This is a genomic window from Fischerella sp. JS2, assembly GCF_032393985.1.
Lineage (GTDB): Bacteria > Cyanobacteriota > Cyanobacteriia > Cyanobacteriales > Nostocaceae > Fischerella.
In genome coordinates, this window is record NZ_CP135918.1 from 1,205,344 (window position 1) to 1,221,282 (window position 15,939).

Here is a 15,939-nt window from a genome sequence, read left to right on the forward strand (position 1 = left end):
GTTTTGATGTCAAGATACACAACACGAATGCTTTACTCTTACAGGTATATTTACTAACCGTAACTCGTATTATGTTTGTTCCCAGCGATTTACTTAGGTTAGGCAGAGTGTTTCATTATTCCCTACCAGAGATAGACAGATAAACTTATTCTGGGAGTTCCAAGTCAAAAGTTTGTCCCTTAATTTACTGTCAAATAAGTATATACGGACACTTATATATCAGGAAATACTAACTAATTGTGTCCTCCTCTATTGTGAGACATGTTTTTGTGTTTAGTTTAAGCCATAATTAGTAATTGTGGGGTAATTGCGTATATAGTACTTAAAAATCACAAGTTTTCATGATTTTTCTGACTTGAGAGCGCCCATTCTACTTGTCGTAAGATACCTCTTAACATAGCAACTTCACGGTTTTGTAGTTGAGAGCGGTTATAAAGTTGCCGAAATTTTTCCATGCGACTAGCTGCTGTATGGGGATAAAGATAGCCAATTTTTAATAGTAGAGATTCTAATTGCTGATAGTATCCTTCCATAACCTCTATAGATGCAATTTCGGAATCAGAAGTTTTTTCAGAAGACCCAGAATCAGACCTATTCTCCTTTGTCCCTTCTCCTAATCCCCAATCCCTTGTGGGAATGGGGGCCCCGAGTTCCCTTTTATCCTTGTGTTCTATGTCCTGAATTTGTGACAATTCATAACAACAAATTGCCACAGCTGTAGCTAAATTCAATGAGGAATAACTAGAACTAGTAGAAATACGAACAAAGCGCTGGGCATAGTTTAATTCTTGATTAGTTAACCCCCGGTCTTCTCTGCCAAAAATGAGCGCTGCGGGTTGTCCAATTTCTTCTAATAACCAAGGTAGTGCTATCCGAGGACTTTCTAGAGGTGCATCCCAATCATGAATAATACCAGTTGTAGCGATCGCTCTTTTACATCCCTGCAAAGCTGCGGGCAATGTCTCCACTGATACAGATGCGTCTAAAATATCTTGAGCATGAACCGCCATCTGCCTTGCTTGTGTTCCCCAAGGGTCACATTGAGGATTTACTAACACCAGTTGATTGAGATCGAAATTTTTCATCACTCGTGCTACAGACCCCACGTTCAAGGGACCAGCTGGTTCTACCAGTATAATTTTTACTCCAGCTAATGTCATGTGTTGCCCTTTGGAAATCTCACTTATTTTCCTAGTTGTATGAAACCACTGTGCCGACGAAAATATTTTGAGAAATCGAACACCGATGAACACTGATGGACACCGATGGACGCAGATAGATTTTTCGTTGGTGGTTGAGTGCTAAGTATTTTGAGAAATCGAACACCGATGGACACCGATGAACGCAGATAGATTTTTCGTTGGTGGTTGAGTTGTGGTTGGTAAGTTTAAGAAAGGCGCTAGGTGTTTTTTAGCGCCTTTAAATCTGTGCAAGAGATGATTGTTTAACTAATATGCAATAAATAGGTATCTCTACTCAAGTGTTGTAGAGGTTCACACCGTTACTCCTTCTAACTCTTCATCTGTCAACTCATACAATTCTCGTAACTTTTGTAACTTGTCCTCGCTAGCTTGCCAAAAACCTCGTCCGTGGGCCTCCAACATCCTACCAACAATATTTCTAAAAGCTTCCGGGTTAGCTTTTCGCAATTTCTCTGCCATTTGTGGATCTAAAGCATAAGTATCTGCTGCCTGATCATATACCCAATCATCAGTAAAATCAGTAGTACCGCCCCAACCAATCAATGCCGTCATTCGTTGGGAAACTTCAAAAGCACCGCCAGAACCCTGATTGACCATTGCTTCTGCCCATTTGGGGTTAAGCAACTTCGTACGATACTCCATCCGCAACAAATCATCTAATTTGCGGGGTGTAGTATCTTTTGAGAAACTTTCTACAAAACTAGCTGTAACTTTCTTACCACCGACTTTTTCCGCCGCCTTTTTCAAACCGCCTGTATTGGCGTAATATTCCTGAATGTCGGTTAAACCATACTCTACCGAATCTATTTCTTGCACAATGCGATCGCTCGTTTTTAACAACTGCGTCAGCACTTGGGGTCTTGCTTGACCCCGGTCTTGCCTACCGTAACTAAACACATTGCGACTTTGCCAAGTATTTGCCAACTCCTCACCAGATTCCCAGTTACCATCAGTCACACGCTCATTCACCATTGAACCAAAATCACCTGCCGGGTTAGAAAATAATCTTGCCCAAGCATTCTCCACACCCTGCGCCTGCAAAGCTAAAGCATGTTTTCTAATAAAATTCTGGTCTTCCGATTCCTCCGCCTGGGCTGCCCGTTGAAATAAATCATCCAACAACTCAATCACATTCACAAAACTATCCCGGAAAATCCCCGACAAATTCCCTAACACATCAATCCGGGGATGTCCTACCTCAGCTAAAGGCTTTAACTCATAACGCACAATCCGCCCCGTCCCCTCTTTCACAGGTTCCGCCCCCACCAACTCCAACAAAACCCCCAGAGATTCACCCTTAGTTTTAATCGCATCCAAACCCCACAACATCACCGCCACAGTCTCCGGATACTTACCGTATTCTTGCAAATGCTGGGCAATAATTTGTTGACCAATTTCCCTTCCCCTTTCATACGCCGCCGGCGAAGGCATCCTGTAGGGGTCTAAAGCATGAATATTCCTGCCCGTAGGCAACACACCAGGGCCATCGCGCAACAAATCACCACCAGGCGCAGGCGGAATATACTCCCCATTTAAACCTCGCAACAAATTCATCAACTCATCAGTAGTTTGCATCAACAACTCTCGAACCAGCCTCTCCTCTTCTGTGTTTCTGGGGGGTTCATTCCCAAAATAAGCCTCTAAATACGCCGCCATCTCCTCCTCACCCGGCGCTTCTCCCAAGGTATGCAACCCAGAAGAAAACAACCTACTCTCTAAAACTTGTAAATACTCGTACAACTTCACCAAATAATCATTAAAAGCATGGGTGCTAAACATCCGCACATTCTCTGGCGTAAAAGGAATTCCTAAACGTTTCGCATCTTCAAACGGACAATCTGCATCTAAACCAGTATCAACAACCTTTTTACAAATCGCTTCCTTGAGGGCATAATTCTTCTTTGGATCTTCGCGATACTCGGCAATCAAATCCCGCAATATCACCAATTCCTTATACAAACCTGCACGACCATAAGGTGGTACATTGTGAGAAATTAACACCCCGTAACCGCGACGCTTCGCCAAAATCGATTCTGAAGGATTATTTGCTGCATATATATATAAATTAGGCAAATCTCCCAGTAAAATATCTGACCAAGAATACCCCGTATTACCCAAAGGCGAACCTGGTAACCATTCCACCGTACCGTGCATACCAAAGTGAACCACAGCATCAGCTTGGAACTCATTTTGCAGCCATTTGTAGAAAGCAGCATACTGAGGATGCGGCGTTAAATCTCGTTCAAACATTAACCGCATCGGGTCGCCTTGTATTCCCAACGGTGGTTGGACACCAATCCAGACATTTCCTAATTGCACACCGCCAATGTGAAATTCATCGCTATAGGTTTTAATTCCAGTACCTGTAAGAGATTTCCATTGCTTTTCAATTCGAGAAGTGCGGAGATATCCCAACCATTTTTCTAGGGTTTTAGCATTCACAGAGGTAGGGACATGGGGACGGGATAGGGTAATAGAAGAATTCTCTGCGTCATCAAAAGCTTCATCCGCTTCTTTCACCTGCCGAATCAATTCTTCTCCATCTGCTGGCAAATCTCCGACGCTGTAACCTTGGTCTTTAAGCGCTTGCAGGAATTTCAGCAGACTACGAGGTACATTCAATAAGGCAGCAGTTCCCACTGCACCATAACCAGGTGGGAATCCATAGAGAATAATGGCAATTTTTCTGGCAGATGCGGGTTTTTGCCGCAGTTTGATCCAGCTTTTGACTCTGCCAATTAAACGTTGTACTCTTTCGGGAACCAGATAGATGTTTTCTCCCACCAAACCACCAAGGGGAACAGTGTCGATCGCTCCATCTAGTTCTGGAAGTGCGTATAAAACTACACTCTGCAATCCACCGATACCTTGGCGTGTCCAGGAAGAAATATCTTGAATTAATAAAGGTGCAGCAACGATATACGGAACATTCTTAGCGTTCAGGATGCGTTTTGCTACTTCGACTTGCCGTCCAGCTTCCATTGAACCAGCAGGGCCACCCACTAAAGGAAAACCAATTGTCGAGACGATCACATCTACTTTGACTGCTTCCTCAGACAAAGACGGAGTTTCGATATTACCCTGTTGGCGTTGCTGAGTTTCGTAATCACTTGTCATCCAGTCACGGACAGCGACGTGTCCTTCTACACCGTTGATAAATATGGGTAATGGGATTAATCCAGCTTCCTCAAAACGGCGAATTAGTTGGTTAATGTATGGTTGTTTGGTGATGACATGTTTGCGATAGAGGAGAATTCCGACTATAGGAAGATGCGGTGATTGAGAGAAAGATTTCTCCCCATCTCCCAATCTCCCTACCGCCCCATCGGGAAGTTCCCCTTGTCTTTTGTAATACCACTCCAAATACTCATGGGGAGATGCAAAATATCCCTGATAATCCGGGTGGAGTAATCCCATGTTGGGGGTTTCGATGGGTGGGGGAATGTCACCAACTTTTAACCCCAAGTATTTTTCTGCTAGTGTCCAAAATAAGGCAGCAACGTTTTCCGGTCCACCTGCGTTCCAGTAACCATAGATAATTAGCCAGTTGCGTAAGTCTTGGACTTTCTGTACTGGTACAAACTTTAACAGTTTTGGCCCGATTTTCAAAAAGCTGATGTAACCAGCGAGTCTATCTTCTTCTCGTCCTTGGCTAAATTTGTCGAGAATGAATTTTACTGGTTTGGGCATACCTTTGGGTTTGTCACCAATGGCAAACGCACCCAACTTGGTAAAACTCATCAGTTCCAATGCAGACTCGAAAACAAGGCGGATGGGAATATTCGCAATGCGATCGCGTAACCATAACACCTGATCGTAATCAAACAGCAAGCTACCAAAAAATACGTCAGCACCAGCAAGTGCGGCTTCTACTTCTTGGCGCTTACTAGTAATGTCGCGATCGCTAAAAATTCTGATATCCAACTCTGGACAACTAGCGATCGCCATATCCGCCGCTTTGCGATACAAGTCAGCGTTGAAAGATTCAAACCCTGCTACTAAGACGATGCGTTTCATGTCCTTGAGCTACGAAATGTTTCTTCATCTCGATTTTAATCTTGCTGCTCAATATAAAGTAAATAACCGACTTCAGCTTTACCACTCTTTTATTTGGTAATACCACTCCAAATACTCACGCTTAGCTGCAAAATATTCCTTTGTTGTCAAGCAACTAGAAAATTATTGATAAGTCAGTCTTATCATGGCTATCAGCCTTTCAATGTCAACTCCTGTTGATTTATATGCAACAAAAATGTTATATTTATTTACATAAATAAACAATTTAAGAGAAACAAGCTATGTATACCACAGTTAATGAAGAAGGTATTTTAAATAACTACGCGACTGAACCCTAGATATACTACGCTGAGTACCCTGCAATTTGGCAACAACGTCGATACATTTTACAAGGTGCAGTTGCAATTATATTTGTTACTGCTTTAGTTTTGCTTGCTTTTGCGGTTAGCTAAAATTGTCTGATCTCGGTATCGGTATCTCCCATCAACATTGCAATTTCTCCTAAATTCCTCGGTTGATAGCCGAGGTTTTTTTGAGTATGTGCAAGCAACAGGGAACAGAAAACCAGGGGACACGGGAGAAAAGGGAGACAAGGAAGAAAACAGAAAATAAATTACCGATTACCGATTACTAATTACCAGCCTACGCGACATTATAAATATTGCAGAGAATAGAAAATTTTATCTTTATCTTCCTGGTTTGATGCCTAACCTAGAGAAATATGAAACGTGCTAAATCTCACTTGCTGTATGAAACATCTATTTTTAAACCAGCGTGTTCAAGAACATAATACTGCTATGATTCAGGTGCTGCAAAATCTCGCAATGCAGTTAGAGGAGGAGCAATGCTGGCGACAAGGCAAGTTAATTGAGAATACAGTGAAGATTTTGTTGCAAGCAGAGAATTATAAACAGCGAGTTATTGCTGTGATTGAGACTGAAATCAAGAATGCGCTTGATTCAGACTAAGACAGTCAATAAATAGTGAAGTAAGTAGTTAAAGTAACCTCTTAATTCTTCTGCGGCTTGAGTTGATACTTGCTGTGAAGATTCCCAATCATTAATATATTTGGTTTTAATGAGCTGAAATGCTTTCACATACGTCTGAACTGGTGGCTGTTGATGAGTGATAACTTTTTTATGCAACAGACGTGGTTCAATCTCGTTTTCCATGCAACAGCCAAGTAGTTTGATGTATTTGCAGATATTCCGACAAAACTCTTCTGCTTGCGGATGCTGTGGACTCAAGAATTTACTTGTCACTGCTTGCGCCAATTCTAATCGCCGTGACAATAGCCATCGTCCAGCTTCAATACAGGCTGCTCTTTGTGCTTCTATATGGGGAACAGATGCATTCAAATCTTCAATATATGCCAAAGACTGACGAAGTTTGTCTTGTTTTTTTTGAATTTCAGCAGTGTTAGTACTAGGTTGAAAATACTGCTTTTTATGCTCTAACTCAGAGATTACATCTTCAACAGCTGGTTTAATGATTTGGTTAATGATATGCGCCTGTTCTTTCAGCACTTCTAGTACTTGGTGACGCAGTTCGTATTTAATTATGTTTTCTAGCCGAGAATTTGTACTTTCTTGCAAACAATCTATCTGTTGCTGCAAGTCATGCATCACTAAGTCTTGAGACTCTTCCTTATCCAGCATTCCCTGATATACGCGGCGTTCTAATAGCTGTAATCTTCGTTCTAAGGGATGAACAGATGCGCTATTTAACCAAGGATTAAAAATGAACTCTGCCAATTCGTGCAAAGTTTTTCCAACTTTGTGTAAAACTCCAATGTTTTTTGTATTTTCCCTCATGGGGTTATCCTTACAGAACAAGAGTGCTATAGAGTAACATTACTCAAAGTTTGTATACTAGAAAACATTTGTATCAACTTCGAGTCAGTGACTGGTAAAGGGTAAGAGAAAAAGCAGAAGGTTCAGCTGTTTCTCTCAAACTTTTACCTCTTAATATTCTCTCGGCTAATCATGCAAAACTGGTGTGATAGATTACTAGTCTTTGGAAGTATTGTTAATGACCAATATTTAGTTTTCCAGAAATTCTACCGATACTATTAGTAAAGCGCAATTACACCTCATGATATTTCGCAAAGCTATGCAGTTACTTATGCCAAGCGTGACTTTATTATTAGCTATTTATAAATTTTATTGCTTTTGATAGATGCGCTTTATTTAAAAATAATATTTTCACTCCCTTTGAAATATATACATAAATTACTATATATCAAAAGTAGTATAAATTACTCAACATTCCTTAACGATGGGAGAGAAAACCGTACATAACAGGAGCTATATTTCTACCTGAAAAATCTGTGTTGAGATCGATAAGATCAAATTGCGGCTCGAGCTAATGTTGTGTAGTTGTAACCAAAAGTAGTAAATAAATATGATAAATCAAGTGAAAACAGCCGCTTTACTTGCTTTATTGAGCGGTCTTTTAATTACGATTAGTTATTGGGTAATTGGTGGTAGTACAGGTGTAATTGTAGGTATTGTTATAGCAGCAGTTACTAACTTATTCTCCTGGTACCAATCAGATAAAATTGCGTTAGCTGCTTATCGCGCTCAACCTGTGTCACCACAAGCAGCGCCAGGGCTGTATGCAATGATAGAAAGATTGTCCCAACGGGCGAATCTGCCAATGCCTAGTATATATATTGTTCCCTCCCAAAATCCTAACGCCTTTGCTACAGGGCGCGATCCGCAACATTCTGCCGTTGCTGTCACTGAAGGTATTTTGCAGATATTACCAGAAGACGAACTCGAAGGTGTGATTGCTCACGAACTCACTCACATTGCCAACCGTGACACTCTCACCCAAGCCGTTGCTGCAACGATCGCAGGTGCAATTTCTTTCTTAGCTCAAATGTTGAGTTACGGGCTTTGGTTTTCACCCTACTCACGGGATGATCGCAACGGGCCTAATCCTTTGGGTTTACTATTAACAGTAATTCTTGCCCCAATTGCCGCAACAGTTATCCAGTTGGCTATCTCCCGCACCCGAGAATTTGCAGCAGATGCAGGTTCTGCCAGAATTACAGGCAATCCCCGCGCTTTAGCCCGGGCGCTGCAACGTTTAGATGCGACGGCGCGACAAATACCTCTTAATGCTAACCCTGCTTTTGAACCCCTGTTGATTACAAACGCCTTCTCAGGGCAGTTTATGAGTAGCTTGTTTTCTAGTCACCCATCCACAGAAGCACGAGTGGAAGCATTACTGAGATTAGAACAAGAACAAAATTCACCACAAAAAGTCTTTTAGATCACTCAAGGGTGAGTGGGTACAGACGCGATTAATCGCGTCTGTACTGCCCATCTCCCAACGCTCCCCATCTCCCAATCTATACATAAAGGAGAAACGCAAATGACTTATAATCCTAACAATGAAGAAAACTTGGTTGTTGTGCAAGTCAGTCCTCAAACCGAAGAAATCGTAGAAAGTGAAATGGCTGGTGAGACTGACGAAGTTAAGGGCGAAACCAAAGCGTTAATTGAAGCCATCAAAAGACGCGCCCAAGCGGAGGCTGAATCTGCAGGAACTCTTACCCGTGAAACTTATCTGAATGCGGTACGTCAGGCGCGTCAAGCTATTGAGGGTGATAAACTGATTGAGCGCGATCGCATTGAACATTCTTGGCTGGTATTGCAGCAAGAAGCTGAGAAAAACTGGCATTTATTGCTCAAACAAGTAGAAGAATTTGGCTCTCGCTGTCAAGATGCTGCCAAAGCTGCTTGGGATGCTTTTAATGCCCCGCGTTCCTAATGTGTGTTTTTAAACGCAAAGGATCGCAAAGGAGAACGCAGAGGGGCGCAGAGTTTGACTACATGGAAGTTTGTAGTTAGTCTATTTGATCGTTGATCGCGCCCTATATCTGGTAAGCATTTGTTAGCCTTGAGGGGCGGGTTGGAAAACCTGCCCCTAGTTTTGTCAAATAATTTCATCTTTTTTTAACCGGAATCACAACAATCGCAAATGATGCTAGATAATGAAAAAGTTTGACGTTTATTATTTTTATTGTTAAGAACTAATAACTATGCGAACTTACTATTGCGGCGAACTCCGAACAAAACATATTGGAGAGATTGTCACCTTATACGGGTGGGTAGACCGTCGCCGCGATCATGGGGGCGTAATATTTTTAGATTTACGCGATCGCTCTGGGATTGTGCAAATCGTCAGCGATCCACAACGTACCCCGGATTCCTATGAACAAGCGAATACCTTACGCAATGAGTACGTAATTAAAGTTACAGGTAGGGTCTCCCAACGTCCAGAGGAATCTCTCAATAGCCGCATACCTACAGGTGAAATTGAAATTTACGCAGACAATATAGAATTGCTGAACGCTGTGCGTAAGCAATTACCCTTTCAGGTTTCTAGCAGCGAGACAGATCCAGTACGAGAAGACTTACGCTTAAAGTATCGTTACTTAGATTTGCGACGCACCCAAATGACGCATAATTTACAATTGCGCTATCAAGTCGTGAAAGCGATGCGTCGCTATTTGGAAGATATAGAAGGTTTTGTAGAAGTTGAAACCCCTATACTTACCCGTTCCACCCCAGAAGGTGCGCGGGATTATTTAGTTCCCAGTCGTGTCAACCCTGGTGAGTGGTTTGCTTTACCCCAATCTCCGCAATTATTTAAACAGTTGTTGATGGTATCCGGCTTTGACAGATACTATCAAATTGCCCGTTGCTTCCGCGATGAAGATTTGCGTGCCGATAGACAACCGGAATTCACTCAGTTGGACATGGAAATGAGTTTCATGTCCCAAGAAGAAATTATCGAACTCAACGAAAATTTAGTTTGTCATGTCTTCAAAACAATTAAAGGCATTGAGTTACAACGTCCTTTTCCGCGTCTTACCTATGCTGAGGCAATGGAACGCTACGGTAGTGATAAGCCTGATACCCGTTACGGATTGGAATTAGTGAATGTCTCTGATGTTATCAAAGATTGCGGTTTCAAAGTTTTTCGGGATGCTGTCACTAGTGGCGGGATCGTCAAAATTCTGCCCATTCCCAATGGTAACGACGCTATTTCTAATGTCCGCATTAAACCAGGGGGCGACCTATTCAAAGAAGCTAGTGAAGCCGGTGCTAAAGGCTTAGCTTACATCCGTGTCAGAGATAACGGCGAAATCGACACGATTGGCGCGATTAAAGATAACCTCACAGAGGAACAAAAACAGGAAATTTTGCGTCGCACAGGTGCAAAACCCGGTCATCTATTATTATTTGGTGCTGGGGACGCTGCTACTGTTAATAAAACTCTAGATAGATTACGGCAAGTCATTGCTAGAGAGTTTGGACTTATCGATCCAGATAAAATCAACTTACTCTGGATTACAGAATTCCCGATGTTTGAGTGGAATGCAGAGGAAAAGCGTCTGGAAGCACTTCATCACCCATTCACTGCACCCCATCCTGATGACTTGGATGACTTGAAGACAGCACGCGCCCAAGCTTATGATTTAGTATTCAACGGCTTTGAAGTTGGTGGTGGTAGCTTGCGGATTTACCAACGGGAAATTCAACAACAAGTTTTTGATGCGATCGGACTTTCTAGTGAGGAAGCACAAAATAAGTTTGGTTTTCTCTTAGAAGCATTTGAGTACGGTACGCCACCTCATGGTGGTATTGCTTACGGTTTAGATCGATTGGTGATGTTGTTAGCAGCAGAAGAATCAATTCGAGATGTCATGGCGTTTCCGAAGACACAGCAAGCACGCTGCTTAATGACAGATGCGCCTTCGGGTGTAGACGCTAAGCAACTCAAGGAGTTGCATGTGACTTCGACTTATAAGCCAAAAACGTGACATATAGCAGTTTGTACTTGAATAGAGTACACCCTACCCTAATCCTCCCCTATAAAGGGTTTTACCCCACCCTAACCCTCCCCTTATCAAGGGGAGGGGACTGGATTTCCTGTTTCCCCCGATCTTCCTACGGTGTACACACAAATGATCGAATCATCCTAAACCCCGAAAAATCTCACAAGAACAGCCCTCTCCGAATCCGCGGAGATGGGTACCCGATAGGGCGGGGTAAGGTTGTGATTTTGGGCTTTTCGAGTCAATTTGAATCAAGTTTTTCCGACTTTTGTGTACACCGTAGCCCGATCTTCAGGGGGATTAAGGGGGGTAAATATAACTTGTGTACCCTATAGTCTTTGAGGAGAGGGTGTGCGATCGCACAGCAGGGGTACTGCTGTAATAGGTAATTGGTTTTCCCATTATCGGTTACCCATTACCAACCCCAGAACCTGATATTTCTCAGCAGAGTCTGGAAAACTTTCTAGCAAAAATAATTCTTTGCCTGGAGAACTCCTGCTACTATATCCTTGCCTGGTATTTGTATACCGGTCACATTCAAAACAAAATCAGTATTCGGGTCAAAGGATTTATTCTGATCATTCATTGCTAAATAAGTCCCATCTCGCCATTTGAATAAAACAGATTCGTCCTGATTCAATACTTGATCACCTTGGGTTTGCTGATCTTTATCGTTATAGGCTGCTTGAATCGCAGCAGACAGATTATTCCCTTTCACCAAACCTGCATTGTATAAGTTTGCTCCTTTAAGTCCTTCTTTGGTGGATAATTTGCCGTCTTTATCCAACTGGATGCGATCGCCTTCAATAGGGTTAAAGTTGGTAATTTGATCAGGTGCATCCACTGTTGATTGAGCAAATGTCTCTTGTTGATTTCTACCAGCATAGAGAAATTTATCTGCATCAGATCCACCTATAAGAATATCAGCATCCACATCGCGCTTCAGGGGATTCTTTGCTTGTTGAGTTAAGATCTTATCTGTTTCTGGAGTAGTCACAAGCTTGTCATTATTTGTTTCTCCAGGGACGGGAGAAGTCTTACTGACACCCTTGACTTCACTATTGTCGCTGGAGTTTGACGCTGCTACTTCTAAAGCACCAATATCAGCGATCGCACTACCATTACCATCACCATCTTGGGGACGGTCCTTACCTTGTTGATCCTTATTCAAAGCTGTGACGCTATTGAAAGCACCAGAACCAGCATCAATCGCCGGACTTGTGGATTTGAGTGTAAAATCACGCCCGGAAGGGTCTACAAATTCTGGATCGTAACCCAAGATATTTTCTAATCCCTCAGCATTTGGATTATCTGAAGCGACGAATTCAGAAGAGTTATAAGCGAGATTGTCATCAAATGTCACATTTTTGGAATCATAGATGTGATTGGCACGACGATCAGACCTCGCGTACATGATATTGTTGTAGCCGCGCACATTTTTTGAATGTATTACCGCAATCTCTCCACTTAAGTCAGGATGGCGAGAATTCTGGTAGGTAGTGTTATTTATAATATCTGCATTTAAGTAGTGGTAGGCTTGAATACCGAAACCACCGTTGTTGTAGACTGTGTTATTAGCAACTAATGTTTTTCCTTGATAGGCTTCACCATGACCCTGAGCCTGGTCTTTCCCGTCTCCTGTGTCGAGCATGACACCATGCCCTTCAGTTATTTTTCCAGACCCACTCCACGGAATCAGGCTTTGGTTATCGTAGACGATGTTGTCTTTAATAACCATCTTATAATCGCTAGTGTTATTATCTGAGTTCCTGTTCCAAATAACACCAATGCCACTCATACCTTTGGGTGTATACCAAGCATTTCCGGAGACGACATTTTTCTCAATTGTGATGTAGTCCGCATGGTCAGCTGTAATCCCCCCAGCTGTGAAATCACGGACTTTGTTATCTCTAATGACGATATGGTCAGAATCCCCCATATCAGAGCGACCGTGAATTACAATCCCAATGCTATTAGTGATTGGGTTTTTTGGATTGTATTGCTCTTGCTGGGCGTAGTCTAATGTAACTTCATTCTTGCTGCCTTCTATTTCGAGTCCTTCAATCAGTAAGTAAGATGAACCGGCGATGTTAATCCCAAAAGCCCCTTTTACTTTTAACTTGGGTGTGTGTCCTGGATAAGCTTTGATGCTTGTCCACTTGTCTTCTGAGCCATTCTTCTTCCAAACAGACAGTAAGTCCTTGCTGGGATCACTTTGAGTATAAGTCCCATTCATGACGTAGAGGGTATCGCCGGGTTCTAGCCGATCTGCTCCTGTTTGTAGGCTTTTAAACGCAGCATTTTCACTTAAACCATCGTTACTGTCATTACCTGTATTAGCGGAAACATAGTAAGTTTTAGGCATTATTTAACTCCCAAGGTGTGTAAGAGGAAGATAGTAGTGTCCCTATTAGCAAAGACTTTTAAGTTGCATTAGACCCGTCACATCTACGAATTACGTCACGGCACCGTGTAAACCCTTGTGCTTACTTTTACTGAACAAAACGATTACATTTTTCCATGCGAAAACTCTTCATTTCGCTAGGTTCACTGGTAAACCAATCGCACTTGCACATATAGCAGTAGCGATCGCAACTTTCAAACCTAGACCACTATCTACTGTGGTCGTCGAAATGAATTTTTGATGAAACTTGGTAGACTTTACACCTTAACTTCAAGTAACTAAAGATTCAAAGTTTCGGTTGAGGTAATTCAAACCCTTTACGTAATTGAGCATTCAAAGTTACGTTTACAGTTACATCAATCAAGAGTAACTGAATTAATGATAGATGCCTAAATTTCGTCTTCAATCCCAAATGAAGTTCACATATTTGAATATTCTTGAACATTATACAGATATTTCACTTATTTTCAAATTATTTGTTCCTTGCTTAAGCTATACCGCTCATTCATGAAGATCTGTAGATGTTTATTCCTCAGCTATGAGGTTTTGATTGGTTCAATGATTAGAATCTTTTATCTAACTTAGGATAGAAGTATAGATATATCAATAATATTTCTGGGGGTATAAACTTTTATACTAGTTTAAATGTATAAAAATTTTAAGTTACTTAAAATATTTCAGTTTAAGGTAACAATTTAGTCCAATAAATTTTTCAAATTAATGTTGATATCGGCTATGTCTATTTCATTTTACACATCATTTAATTTCATTTGTTCGTGTCAAAACATACTCTCTTTCAAGTTTACTGAAGTGTCATCTTTTGTGAAATGAGCATAATATATGCCATTAATTTCATTTGTTATCTTCAACAAAGCTCCCAATAATTGATATTGGTAAAATCAGAGCTACAAATATACTTAGAGACAGAAATAATACTGGTTTTCAATAATATCGTTGTAATTGACGTGATCGAATCCTGGTTATAAATACATTGAAAAATACAAATTATACTGAATTACAATGAATTGTTATAATTGCAGTTGGTAAAATCGTAATCATAAATATACCTAGAGGCAGAAATTGTACTGGTTTTAAATAATTCTGCATAATGTCTTAAACTTTTTTGTAGATATATGCTGTATACTCCAAGATGTAAAACACAAACGTAGATGTTATGAAAAATTTGAATCACAGTATACTTAAAAGTAATATTAATTACCTCTAATCAAGAAGTTCTCAAAAGTTGAGGTAGCTATACAAAAATTCTATTACTTGACCAACATTTTGATAGTCATGCCTAAATTTGCGACCACTGCAAGATTTGATTTATACAAAGATAAAGCAGTGTAAAAAATTTTACTTGTAGAACTTATAGGAGTAAAGCATATTCAGACACAACAGCTTATGAAATTATCAAAGCAGCTACTTGATTGTAGATATTAGAATTTTTGCATCTTAGAGTTGGAATGACACAGTTTTAAGTTGAAAGACCACCGGAAATGGCATGATTTGCATCCCATGCTAAAAACAGTGCTACTTTAATCTCGTGAAGGGATAATCAAAAAATTGAATAAATAATTTTGATTTTATGGAGTCGGGCTTAGATGGTCGATTTTGATCTCAGTCCCTCCAACTAAACCATCTTTCTGAATGATGTATTTGTAAACCTTAGAAAGATGGCTGAATTGGCAGAAAAATTATAACTAAAATCAAATAAGTCACCCCAGCTTTTCAATATTTAGGGGGATTTAGTGATCGCTCATCGCCACATTTCGTTTTAAATTTGTGGAGAAAAGAGATGATTATTATTATGTGTTTGATTTGTATTTCTCAAAATAATACTTTGCAGAATCTTTATAAAAAAATGATTAAATAATTGATTAACTAAAGTAAATTTAAACTAAATACTTAAATGCAAAGTGGAGATGAACTTAGATGGTCTAACTTGATCTCAGTTCCTCCAGCACCAACTTCTTGCTCTGCTATGCATTTACCCAACAAGGGAGGTCAAAGTGCAAAGAAGATGTGATCGAAATCGCAAGCGTTCAAAGCGGCGAGCCATTTATTGTCCAATTCATGGATGCTATCTCGATAGTGTAAGTCAAAAGTATCCTTTATTTGCTGATCGTCCAGGGCAACTCCAGCAGCGAGGAATAGGGCGGCAAACAGCACTATTTTTAGTTGCGAACAAAACCGCAGTACCTTTAGAAGGAGAATGGTTAGAAGCATTTTGGTGTGATCAGTGTCAACAGACAAAGTGGTATCACCTGAAAAAGCGCGATCGCATTTATGAGGTATCTATAGCATCGCCAGAACTTTGGCAGCAAGCAATGGGTGTAATTTACCCTGAAGGGAATCCTTCTGTAGGAGAATTTACTCGCAGACATGCAAGAATGGTTGGTTGTAAAACCAGCAAAGATTTCGGATTTATCAGTTAATAAAATTTTAATAAAATTTATTTT

Annotated in this window: 9 protein-coding genes and 1 pseudogene; 6 read left to right on the forward strand and 4 right to left on the reverse strand. The window is 40.8% G+C overall.

Annotation, left to right across the window (positions count from 1 at the left end; translation table 11 throughout):
* Positions 1-329: 329 nt before the first annotated feature.
* Both RS893_RS05110 and bchH read right to left on the reverse strand, forming a co-directional pair.
* Positions 330-1,160 carry an RNA methyltransferase gene (locus tag RS893_RS05110; RefSeq protein ID WP_315790170.1) on the reverse strand — a complete coding sequence of 277 codons (831 nt, stop codon included), beginning with the start codon at positions 1,158-1,160 and terminating at the stop codon, positions 330-332.
* A gap of 333 nt (positions 1,161-1,493) precedes the next feature.
* Positions 1,494-5,219 (reverse strand): magnesium chelatase subunit H, encoded by a 3,726-nt coding sequence (bchH, locus tag RS893_RS05115; protein WP_315790171.1) that lies wholly within the window; start codon positions 5,217-5,219, stop codon positions 1,494-1,496.
* 281 nt (positions 5,220-5,500) lie between these two features.
* On the opposite strand from bchH, the pseudogene psb34 reads away from it, so the two are divergent.
* Together psb34 and RS893_RS05125 are read left to right on the forward strand one after the other, a co-directional pair.
* A pseudogene (psb34, locus tag RS893_RS05120) lies at positions 5,501-5,671 on the forward strand (photosystem II assembly protein Psb34).
* Positions 5,672-5,968: 297 nt separating this feature from the next.
* Positions 5,969-6,187, forward strand: a complete 219-nt coding sequence (locus RS893_RS05125; RefSeq protein WP_315790172.1) for a hypothetical protein — start codon at positions 5,969-5,971, stop codon at positions 6,185-6,187.
* On the opposite strand, the gene RS893_RS05130 is transcribed toward RS893_RS05125, so the two are convergent.
* Positions 6,179-7,033, reverse strand: a complete 855-nt coding sequence (locus tag RS893_RS05130) for a hypothetical protein (protein ID WP_315790173.1) — start codon at positions 7,031-7,033, stop codon at positions 6,179-6,181. The genes RS893_RS05125 and RS893_RS05130 overlap by 9 nt on opposite strands.
* A gap of 589 nt (positions 7,034-7,622) precedes the next feature.
* Between RS893_RS05130 and RS893_RS05135 the strand changes: the two genes are divergently transcribed.
* The 3 genes from RS893_RS05135 (at position 7,623) to aspS (ending at position 11,058) form a co-directional block, all read left to right on the forward strand.
* Positions 7,623-8,498 carry a zinc metalloprotease HtpX gene (locus tag RS893_RS05135; protein ID WP_315790174.1) on the forward strand — a complete coding sequence of 292 codons (876 nt, stop codon included), beginning with the start codon at positions 7,623-7,625 and terminating at the stop codon, positions 8,496-8,498.
* Between the two features lie 102 nt (positions 8,499-8,600).
* Complete coding sequence (locus tag RS893_RS05140; RefSeq protein ID WP_315790175.1) at positions 8,601-8,999, forward strand: hypothetical protein; 399 nt, start codon at positions 8,601-8,603, stop codon at positions 8,997-8,999.
* Positions 9,000-9,270: 271 nt separating this feature from the next.
* Positions 9,271-11,058, forward strand: coding sequence for an aspartate--tRNA ligase (gene aspS / locus RS893_RS05145; RefSeq protein ID WP_315790176.1), 1,788 nt, complete (start codon positions 9,271-9,273; stop codon positions 11,056-11,058).
* Positions 11,059-11,536: 478 nt separating this feature from the next.
* Here aspS and RS893_RS05150 read toward each other — a convergent pair whose 3' ends face one another.
* Positions 11,537-13,438 carry a right-handed parallel beta-helix repeat-containing protein gene (locus tag RS893_RS05150; RefSeq protein ID WP_315790177.1) on the reverse strand — a complete coding sequence of 634 codons (1,902 nt, stop codon included), beginning with the start codon at positions 13,436-13,438 and terminating at the stop codon, positions 11,537-11,539.
* 2,051 nt (positions 13,439-15,489) lie between these two features.
* Here RS893_RS05150 and RS893_RS05155 point away from each other — a divergent pair.
* Positions 15,490-15,915, forward strand: coding sequence for a hypothetical protein (locus RS893_RS05155; protein WP_315790178.1), 426 nt, complete (start codon positions 15,490-15,492; stop codon positions 15,913-15,915).
* Positions 15,916-15,939: the final 24 nt, after the last annotated feature.

Coding starts and splice junctions, on each gene's coding strand:
- RS893_RS05110 (WP_315790170.1), bottom strand. CDS start 1,160: ATGACATTAGCTGGAGTAAAAATTATACTGGTAGAACCAGCTGGTCCC.
- bchH (WP_315790171.1), bottom strand. CDS start 5,219: ATGAAACGCATCGTCTTAGTAGCAGGGTTTGAATCTTTCAACGCTGAC.
- RS893_RS05125 (WP_315790172.1), top strand. CDS start 5,969: ATGAAACATCTATTTTTAAACCAGCGTGTTCAAGAACATAATACTGCT.
- RS893_RS05130 (WP_315790173.1), bottom strand. CDS start 7,033: ATGAGGGAAAATACAAAAAACATTGGAGTTTTACACAAAGTTGGAAAA.
- RS893_RS05135 (WP_315790174.1), top strand. CDS start 7,623: ATGATAAATCAAGTGAAAACAGCCGCTTTACTTGCTTTATTGAGCGGT.
- RS893_RS05140 (WP_315790175.1), top strand. CDS start 8,601: ATGACTTATAATCCTAACAATGAAGAAAACTTGGTTGTTGTGCAAGTC.
- aspS (WP_315790176.1), top strand. CDS start 9,271: ATGCGAACTTACTATTGCGGCGAACTCCGAACAAAACATATTGGAGAG.
- RS893_RS05150 (WP_315790177.1), bottom strand. CDS start 13,438: ATGCCTAAAACTTACTATGTTTCCGCTAATACAGGTAATGACAGTAAC.